Origin of the sequence: Aureimonas sp. AU12 (assembly GCF_001463705.1) — a bacterium.
Taxonomy (GTDB): Bacteria; Pseudomonadota; Alphaproteobacteria; order Rhizobiales; family Rhizobiaceae; genus Aureimonas.
Window position 1 is genome coordinate 5,001 of record NZ_BBWH01000058.1, and the last position, 1,625, is coordinate 6,625.

A 1,625-nucleotide genomic window follows, 5' to 3' on the forward strand; every position below is an offset into this window, starting at 1 on the left:
CGGGGTTCCTGCGGTCAGACGGAAAGACCCCGTGCACCTTTACTATAGCTTTACACTGGCATTCGTGTCGGCATGTGTAGGATAGGTGGTAGGCTTTGAAGCGTGGGCGCTAGCTTGCGTGGAGCCATCCTTGAAATACCACCCTTATCGTCATGGATGTCTAACCGCGGCCCGTCATCCGGGTCCGGGACAGTGTATGGTGGGTAGTTTGACTGGGGCGGTCGCCTCCCAAAGAGTAACGGAGGCGCGCGATGGTGGGCTCAGACCGGTCGGAAATCGGTCGTCGAGTGCAATGGCATAAGCCCGCCTGACTGCGAGACAGACAAGTCGAGCAGAGACGAAAGTCGGTCATAGTGATCCGGTGGTCCCGCGTGGAAGGGCCATCGCTCAACGGATAAAAGGTACGCCGGGGATAACAGGCTGATGACCCCCAAGAGTCCATATCGACGGGGTTGTTTGGCACCTCGATGTCGGCTCATCGCATCCTGGGGCTGGAGCAGGTCCCAAGGGTTTGGCTGTTCGCCAATTAAAGCGGTACGTGAGCTGGGTTCAGAACGTCGTGAGACAGTTCGGTCCCTATCTGCCGTGGGTGTAGGAATATTGACAGGATCTGTCCCTAGTACGAGAGGACCGGGATGGACATACCTCTGGTGGACCTGTTGTGGCGCCAGCCGCAGTGCAGGGTAGCTATGTATGGACGGGATAACCGCTGAAGGCATCTAAGCGGGAAACCCACCTGGAAACGAGTATTCCCTATCAGGGCCGTGGAAGACCACCACGTTGATAGGCCGGATGTGGAAGCGGGGTAACCTGTGAAGCTGACCGGTACTAATCGCCCGATTGGCTTGATCGTTCTCATTCGCCAATGCTCGTCGCCGCGACAACGCTCTCCAGCGTTGTTGCCGACGCGACGACCATTGAGGTCATCCGTCTCCTCGGCGCTTCCAAGCGCCGGGCCGTGACGGGTGAACCCAAACGACGCTCTCATTCTCTTTTTGAAAATCCAGCTTCCTTGATGCAATTGGCCGACCTGGTGGTTCTAGCGAGGCGGCCGCACCCGATCCCATTCCGAACTCGGCCGTGAAACGCCTCTGCGCCTATGATACTTCGTCTTAAGACGCGGGAAAGTCGGTCGCTGCCAGGTCTGCCAATCGCATCAACTCTCTTCCCGCACCCTCCAACGCCCCGGCCCTCAAAGCCGGGGCGTTTTGGCGTTTGCAGTTCGCCTACGGCAAAGGCACGAGCGTAGATGGTCGAAGCCGAGCCGGCGGGCTGAGGCCTATGACCGGCGCGCGATACGCCGGCGAAACCGACCGCGCTGGCTCAGCTTGGCCGCGGCCTCGAGATCGCGGGTATCTCGAGGCGGGACGCCGGCCATAAGCTGCAGGACCCGGCCGGTCGTGAAAGCCCAACGCAGCACCAAACCAAGCCCACGCGAAAACCGATAGGCCCGCCAGGCGCGAGGACGGGCCTGCAAGCGGCAGAATGGGACGCCGACAGGCCAAAACCCAGCGGACGACAGAGCAACGCACGCTCGGCGCCAGCCCTGGCGCGATCAAACAAAGATAACAACTCCTGTCCCGGTTACCGACAATCCAGCATGTAATTCTTCCAGGTTGGAATGG

Annotated in this window: 2 rRNA genes (1 of these 2 only partly in view); both read left to right on the forward strand. The window is 59.9% G+C overall.

The window, feature by feature from the left end:
• Positions 1-853 (forward strand): 23S ribosomal RNA (locus AUL33_RS21260) (it extends 1,978 nt beyond the left edge of the window).
• 176 nt (positions 854-1,029) lie between these two features.
• A 5S ribosomal RNA gene (gene rrf / locus AUL33_RS21265) occupies positions 1,030-1,144 on the forward strand.
• The last annotated feature ends 481 nt before the right edge of the window (positions 1,145-1,625 follow it).